This window comes from Cellulomonas sp. PS-H5, from assembly GCF_019265565.1.
Taxonomy (GTDB): domain Bacteria; phylum Actinomycetota; class Actinomycetes; order Actinomycetales; family Cellulomonadaceae; genus Cellulomonas.
Map to the genome: position 1 here is coordinate 1 of NZ_JAHVCI010000096.1, position 7,832 is coordinate 7,832.

Here is a 7,832-nt window from a genome sequence, read left to right on the forward strand (position 1 = left end):
GGGCCGGGCTCGCGACCGACGGGGCCGTGACGGCCGCACCCGCGGGCGGGACGGCGGCGGGCACGCCGGGCACGACCGGGGCCCCGGGCGCCGGCACCGCGGGCACGGGCGTCCCGGGCGCGGCCGGCGCCTCGACGGCGAACGGCACCGACAGCGCCGCGGCGCCCCCCGCGTTCCCCGCCAGGTCCGTCACCCCGGAGAGCGCCAGCCGGATCGTCGCCGCCCCCGCCCGCGCGCCGGGGTCGGGCGTGTAGGTCGCGGTCCAGGTCAGCCCGCCGTCGGCGGTCGTCAGGCCGGACAGCGTGCCCGCGTCGGCGACCAGGTCGGTCAGCGCGAGGGTCGCCACGGGCTCCGAGAACGTGATCGTCAGCGTCGTCGGCGCGGTCACCCGGGTCGCCGCGAGCGCGAGCGTCGCCGTCGGTCGGACGGTGTCGACCGCGTACGCGCCCGACGTGGCCGTGCCCACCCCGGCGTTGCCGTCGTCGTTCACGAGCTGCGCGAGGTCGAGCGTGACCACCGCGGGCCCGGACTCGGTGCCGGCCGTGCCCGTGAGCCGTCCGGTCCAGGTGACCCCGCCGTCGGACGTGGTCAGCCCGGGCACGGAGGCGCCGGGCGTGCTGAGGGCCCGCCACAGGCCGACGGAGACCGGCTCCGAGAACGTCAGCGTGAGGACGGCGTCGGTGGTGGTGGTCAGCACCGGCTCGGAGACGGAGACGGTCGCGGTCGGGCGCGTCGTCCGGACGGTGAGGGACGGGGCGACCGCGCTCCCGGTGCCGGCGTTGCCCGCCGCGTCGACGACCGTCGTCAGGTCCAGGGCCAGGTCGGCGGTGGTGCGCGCGGCGGCGTCGGGCGTGAACGTCGAGGTCCAGGTCAGGCCCCCGTCCGACGAGGTCGGTGCGGTGAGCGTGCCGCCGCCCGCGACCAGCGACAGCCCGGGGCCGGCGCCGCCCGCCCCGCGGACGGGCTCGGAGAACGTCATCGTCACGGTGGCGGTCTCGCCCGCGCGGACGACGGCCCGGTCGACGGTGACGACCCCGACCGGGGCCAGGGTGTCGACGGTGTAGGCGGGCGAGTCGACGGTGCCCGAGCCGACGTTGCCCGCCTGGTCCATGACGCCCGCCAGGTCGACGGTGACGACCTGGCCGCTCGCGTTCGTCCCGGCGGCCGGGACGAGGGTCGCGGTCCAGGTGACGTTGTCGGCCGTGGTCAGCGCGCTCACCGTGCCGCCGCGCACGGTGACGTCGCCGAGGTCGAACCCGAGGACCGGCTCCGAGAAGACCACGGTGAGCGTCGCCGAGCCGCCGGTGCCCAGCGTCGTCGCGCTGAGGCCGACCGTCGCGGTCGGGCGGCGGGTGTCGACGGCGTAGGGCGCGGAGGACGTGGTCCCCGCGCCGGTGTTGCCCGCCAGGTCCTGGACGCCGGCCAGGTCCAGCGTGACGACCGCCCCCGTCGCCTCGGTGTCGCCGGCAGGGGTGAGCGTGCCGGTCCACGTCAGGCCGCCGTCGGAGCTGGAGAGGCCGGACACGGTGCCGGCGCCGACCGTGAGGTCCGTGGCGGTGACGCCGGTGACCGCCTCGGAGAACTCCAGCGTGACGATCGCCGTGCTGCCGGCCCGGAGGGCGGCCTCGCTGACCGTGACACCCGCGGTGGGCCGCTGCGTGTCGACGGTGAACGCGTTCGAGTCGGTGGTGCCGATCCCCGGCTCGCCCCCGGCGTTGGTGAGCCGGGTGTTGTCGAGCACCAGCCTCGCCGCGTAGTGCGTGACCCCGGCGGCGGGGGTGTAGATCGCGGTGTACACCTGGTTGTCCGAGGTGGCCAGCCCGGACAGCGTGCCGGAGGGCACCGTCACGTCCGAGACACCGAACCCCACGACCGGCTCGGAGAACGTGAAGGTCACGACCGACGCGCCGTCTGCCGCGATCCACGGCTCCGCGACCACGACCGTGGCGGTCGGCGGCGCGGCCGCCGCGGGGGTGGCGGCGAGCACGAGCGCGGCCGCGAGGGCGAGCGCGAGGGTCACGGCGGCGGGGGTGCGGCGCATGCGGCGGGGTCCCGTTCGGGGTCGTCGCAGGCCGCGGGGCCGACCCGGGCGGGTCGCAGCGGCGTGCGGGGGTGCGGTCACCGTACGTCGGCCGGTGCACCCGTGAGCAGGGGCTTCCCCCTATCGGACGCACGAGGCCCGCGCCAGGGACCTCGGTCACCCTGCGGCTAGCCCCGCCCCGCGTACCGGGTCAGGAACAGCGCCTCCGCCGTCGCCAGCCGCTCGATCTCCGCCGGGTCGACGCTCTCGTTCGGCGCGTGGATGAGCGCCTGCGGCTCCTCGACCCCCAGCAGCAGGATCTCCGCGTCCGGGTACGTCGACGCGAACACCGTGCACAGCGGGATCGACCCGCCCTGCCCGAGCAGCACCATGTCCCGCCCGAACGCCTCCCGCATCGCCGTCCGCATCGCGTCGTACGCGGGCCCGTCGGTCGCGGCCCGGAACGGCGACCCCGTCGCCTCCACGTCCACCGTCACCGACACCCCCCACGGCGCCGCCTCGGTGACGTGCGCGGTGAGCGCCGCGAGCGCGTCGGCCGGCGCGGTCCCCGGCGGGATGCGCAGGTTCAGCCGGGCCGCGGCGCGCGGCACGATCGCTGCCGTCGACCCGACGACCGGCGGGCAGTCGACCCCGAGCACGGTCAGCGCGGGCCGGGCCCAGAGCATGTCCGACACGGTCCCGGAGCCGAGCAGCGCCTCGCCCGGCCGGACCTGGGCGTCGGCGCGGAACGTGTCCGGGTCGTAGGGCGCGCCGTCCCAGGTCTGGGCGTGGTCGAGGCCCCGCACCGTGGTGTCGCCGTCCGGGGCGCGCAGGGACGCGAGGACGGCGACCAGCGCCGCCAGCGCGTCCGGCGCGGGACCGCCGAACATCCCCGAGTGCAGCTCGGTCGGCAGCGCGTCGACCCGCACCACCACGTTGACCATGCCGCGCAGGCTGACCGTCACGGCGGGCACCCCCACGGCGGCGTTCCCCGTGTCGCAGACCAGCACGGCGTCGGCCCGCAGCAGGTCGGCGTTCTTCGGCACGAAGTCCTCGAGGCCGCCGGTGCCCTGCTCCTCGGACCCCTCGACCACCAGCCGCAGGTTCACCGGCACGTCGTCGCCGAGCGCCCGGAGCGCGGCCAGGTGCATGAGGATGTTGCCCTTGCAGTCCGCGGCGCCGCGGCCGTACCAGCGCCCGCCGACCTCGGTCAGCTCGAACGGCGGCGTCCGCCAGGCGGCGTCGTCCAGCGGGGGCTGCACGTCGTAGTGGGCGTACAGCAGCACGGTCGGCGCACCCGGGTCCGCCGCGGGCCGCGAACCGACGACGGCGTCGCTGCCGTCGGCGGTGCGGTGCAGCGCGACGTCGGCGAACCCGACCTCGCGGAACGCGTCCGCCACCCACCGCGCCGCCTCCGCGCACGCCTCGGGCGGGAACTGCCGCGGGTCGGCGACCGAGGGGATCGCCACCAGGGCGGCGAGCTCCTCCCGGACGCGCGGCATCTGCTCGGCCACCCGCTCGCTCAGGTCCACGTCGTGCTCCCCTCACTCCACGACGCGGAGCTCCCGCGTCGTCGTGTTCAGCCGCCGCACGCCGTCGGCGGTGACGGTCACGATGTCCTCGATCCGCACCCCGAACCGGCCCGGCAGGTAGACCCCGGGCTCGACGGAGAAGCACATCCCCGGGACGAGCGGCAGCTCCTCGCCCTCGACCATGTAGGGCGGCTCGTGCGTCGTGACGCCGATGCCGTGCCCGGTGCGGTGGATGAACCGCTCCCCGTACCCGGCGTCCGCGATCACGGCGCGCGCCGCCCGGTCGATCTCCTGGCACGCGATCCCCGGCCGCACCGCGTCGACCCCGGCCTGCTGCGCGAGCCGGACCAGCTCGTGCACCTCGCGGACCTCCGCGGAGGGCGCGCCGACGCTCACGGTCCGGCTGGTGTCCGAGCCGTAGCCGGCGAGCAGCCCGCCGAAGTCGAGCACCACGCAGTCGCCGTCCTCGATGACCCGGGAGCCGGCCTCGTGGTGCGGGTTCGCGCCGTTGGGCCCGGAGCCGACGACCGTGAAGTCGACCTGCTCGTGACCGTGCTGCCGCAGCAGGTCGGCGAGGTCGGCGGCGACGTCCGTCTCGCGGCGGCCCGCGAACCGCACGTGCACGATCTCCTCGTACGTCGCGTCCGCGGCCGCCCCCGCGGCGGCGAGGCGCGCGAGCTCGTCGGCGTCCTTGACCGCGCGCAGCATCGGCAGCCGGTCGGCGACGGCGTGGAACCCGGTCCCGGGCAGCGCGGCCTGCAGCCCGAGCAGGTGCAGCGCCCACGCGCTGTCGGACACGGCGTACCGGGCGCCGGGGCGGAGCACGGCGCTCGCGGCCGCGTACGGGTCGCTGCCGTCCGACCAGTCGACGACCGCGGTGGCGGCGGTCCCCGCGGCGCCCTCCGCGTCCGGGCGCTCCAACGCCGGCACCACCAGGGTCGGCTCACGGTCGGCGGTGAGCGCGAGCAGGGTCAGCCGCTCGGTGATCGCGGTCGGCTGGTAGCCGGTGAGCCAGACCAGGTCGGGGCCGGGCGTGACGAGCACGCCGTCCAGGCCGGCCGCGCCGGCGTCGGCGACGACCCGGGCCATGCGGGCGGCGTAGTCGTCGCGGGTGAAGGGGGCGGGGTCGGTCACGAGGGGTCTCCCGGGGAGGTGGGCGCGGGGCGGTCGCCGACGGCGGGGCCGGCCGCGGGGCCGGGCGCGGGCCGGGACGCCGCCCCGGCGGCCGAGGTCGGGATGGTGATGAGGTGCGCCGCGGCGGCCGCGGCCGAGTCCTGCACGGTGCCCTGCGCCGCGCGGTGCCGCCGGATCGCGACCACCGCGAGCAGGATGCCGAGCGCGCTCAGCACGGCCATGACCCACGCCGCCGCGGCGAGCCCGGACGCCAGCGCCTCGGACGGGGACGCCCCGGCGGCGGTGCGGTCGGCGCCCACGGACGCGTACACGGTGGCCGCGATCGCGGTCGCCACCGCGGCGCCGACGTACCGGGCCATGTTGGACACGCCGGACGCCGCGCCCACCTGCTCCTCGGGGACGACGGCGGTCGCGGCGGACGACGACGGCCCGTTCGACAGGCCCATGCCGACCGCGATCGCGAGCAGCGGCAGCAGGAACGCCCCGTACCCCCAGCCGGCCTGCACGAACCCGACGATCACGAACCCGGCCGTCGTCAGCAGGAAGCCGACGCCGATCACCTGCCGGCCGCCGACCCGCTTCGTCATCCGGGGCACCAGCGGCGCGACGACCACGAGGCCCACGGTCGCGGGCAGCGTCGCGAGGCCGGCCTGGAAGGACGAGAACCCGAGCGCGGCCGGGTCCTGGAAGTACAGGCTGAGCAGGTACATCAGGCCGTTGATCGTGCCCGCGCCGATGAGGATCGCCAGCGTCGCGCCGACCAGGATCCGGTTCCGCAGCAGCGCCAGGTCGAGCAGCGGCACCGCCACCCGCTTCTCGACGACGACGAACAGCCAGCCGGCGACCACGCTGACCGCCAGGCAGCCGATCGTCGCCGCGGACAGCCAGCCCCAGTCGCCGCTCTTGCTCACGCCGAGGATGAGCGGCGCGAGGGTCAGGGCGACCAGGACGGTCCCGAGGTAGTCGATCGAGTGCGGCCGGTCCGGGTCCTTCGACTCGGCGACGGTGAAGTACGTCATCAGCATGCAGACCACGCCGACGCCGGCGTCGATCCAGAACAGGCCCTGCCACCCGGTCAGGTCCACGAGGACGCCTCCGAGAAGCGGGCCCGCCGCGGCCCCGACCGCCGCCGCCGCGCCCCACAGCGACACCGACCGCAGCTGGTCCTCGCCGTCGCTCGCCACCGACAGCAGGCTCAGCCCGCACGCCAGGATCGTCGACCCGGCAGCGCCCTGGATCAGCCGGCCGACGATCACGCCGGTGCCGTCCTGGGACAGCGCGATGAGTACGCAGGACAGCACGAACAGCAGCAGGCCGAGCTGGAACACCCGCTTGCGCCCGAAGACGTCGCCCAGCGACCCGGCTGTGATGATGACGGCCGCGCCGACCAGCGAGTAGCCGGTGACGGCCCACTGCAGGGTGTCGACGGACGTCCCGGTGTCCGCGCTGATCGCCGGGAGCAGGATGCTCACCGCCGAGGTGTTCGCGTTCACCACGAGGGTGGACAGGCAGGTCGCGATCAGCACGCTCCGCGCGCCCCGTGCCGTCGTGCCCGCCGCGGCGGTCCCCGCCGTCGCATCGCCCATCGTCGACCCCCACGTCCGGCGGGCCGCGCCCCTGCGACGGCCCGATGGCTCGGTGGCTCGACCGTAGGCCGCCGGACCCCCGTCGCCGATCACCCCGCGGGGGTGAGCGCTCGACCGGCGGCCGTCGACATCCTGGTCAGGTGGCCAACCCGGGGCGCCGAGGGCTCGCGCGGGCGAGGGCCGCCCTGGCCCGGCGGCTGTCGCCGCTGCCCGCCGAGGCGCCGCAGGTCCCCGAGCAGCCGCCCGAGGCCGTGCTCGACCTGCTGCGCCGGCTCGGCGTCGCGATGCAGCGCGCCGGCGACGCCGCGGACCGGGTGGCGGCGATCCTCGACGACGTCGCGGCGGTCTACGCGGCGTCGGGGGTGCGGTTCTTCGTGCTGCCCACCGGCGTGTTCGTCCGGATCGTGGCCGGCGACTCCACCCGCGTCGACTTCGCGCCCGCGCCCAACGCCTCGCTGCGGCTGGACCAGGTCGACGCGCTGTACCGGCTGATCGACGACATCCGGCACGCCAAGCTCGGCGTCGCCGAGGCCGTCGGCCGGCTGCAGGCGCTGCTCACCGCGCGCCCGCGGCTGCCGGCCTGGCTGCGGGTCGCCGGGACGAGCGTGATGGTGCTCGGCCTTGGTCTGCTGCTCAACCCGACGGCGTCGGCCCTGCCCGCGTACCTGGTGCTCGGCGTGCTGGTCGGCGTGCTGACGCTGTGGGGCGAGCGGTCGCACGCGGTCGCGGTCGTGCTGCCGATGCTGACGGCGGGCGTCGTCACCTGGCTGGTGTTCCGGCTCTCCGAGCCCGTGCTCGGGTCCGCGCCTCTCGACATCGTGATCCCGACCCTCGTGACGATGCTGCCCGGGGCCGCGCTGACGATGGCGACGATCGAGCTGGCGTCCGGGTCGATGCTGTCGGGCTCGGCGCGGCTGGTCTACGGGCTCGAGCGGCTGCTGCTGCTGACGTTCGGCATCGCGCTCGGGGTGGAGTTCGCCGGGCTGCCGGGGCCGCCGCAGCCGGAGGCGCCGCTCGGGGCCTGGGCGCCGTGGGTCGGGGTGGCGGTGTTCGGGCTCGGGGTGTTCCTGTCGTCCGCGGTGCCGCCGCGCTCGCTGCCGTGGCTGCTGGCCGTGCTCGGCGTCGCGTACGGGGTGCAGGCCGGGGCGGGGCTGGTGCTGAACCCGCTCGGGGCGTCGTTCGCGGCCGGGGTCGTGGTGCTGCCGGTGGCGTACGCGATCCAGCAGCAGCCGAGCGGCCCGCCGGTGCCGGTGACCTTCCTGCCGGCGTTCTGGCTGCTGGTGCCCGGGGCGCTGGGGCTGGAGGGGGTGACCGAGATCGTCGGGGCCGACGCGGCCGCCGGGCTGGGGGACTTCCTCAACGCGCTGCTGACGATCGTGGCGATCGCGGCGGGGGTGCTGGTGGGGAGCGGGGTGTCGGAGCGCGTCGGCCGGGCGACCGGGGGGTGGCGCGGGCTGTGACGGCGGGTGCCGGGTGGGCGTCCGGGCCCGGGCGCGGCGCGGGCCCGGGCGCGGCGCGTGTCGGATGCGGCGCGGGCCGGGCGCGGCAGCCGCAGCCGCC

5 protein-coding genes are annotated in these 7,832 nt (G+C 76.8%); 1 reads left to right on the forward strand and 4 read right to left on the reverse strand.

Annotation, left to right across the window (positions count from 1 at the left end; all coding sequences use genetic code 11):
* From J5O08_RS19885 to J5O08_RS19900, 4 genes are all read right to left on the reverse strand, one after another.
* On the reverse strand, window positions 1–2,041 hold a 2,041-nt coding region (locus J5O08_RS19885), incomplete at its 3' end, for an Ig-like domain-containing protein (protein WP_218708649.1).
* Window positions 2,042–2,208: 167 nt separating this feature from the next.
* Complete coding sequence (locus J5O08_RS19890; protein ID WP_218708651.1) at window positions 2,209–3,552, reverse strand: dipeptidase; 1,344 nt, start codon at window positions 3,550–3,552, stop codon at window positions 2,209–2,211.
* Between the two features lie 12 nt (window positions 3,553–3,564).
* On the reverse strand, window positions 3,565–4,641 hold the full coding sequence (locus tag J5O08_RS19895; protein ID WP_218708656.1) for an aminopeptidase P family protein: 1,077 nt from the start codon (window positions 4,639–4,641) through the stop codon (window positions 3,565–3,567).
* A 41-nt stretch (window positions 4,642–4,682) separates the two neighbouring features.
* Window positions 4,683–6,272 carry an MFS transporter gene (locus tag J5O08_RS19900; RefSeq protein WP_218708653.1) on the reverse strand — a complete coding sequence of 530 codons (1,590 nt, stop codon included), beginning with the start codon at window positions 6,270–6,272 and terminating at the stop codon, window positions 4,683–4,685.
* A gap of 140 nt (window positions 6,273–6,412) precedes the next feature.
* On the opposite strand from J5O08_RS19900, the gene J5O08_RS19905 reads away from it, so the two are divergent.
* Entirely contained in the window at window positions 6,413–7,732 is a 1,320-nt protein-coding gene (locus tag J5O08_RS19905; protein ID WP_308281746.1) for a threonine/serine exporter family protein, read from the forward strand.
* Window positions 7,733–7,832 lie beyond the last annotated feature (100 nt).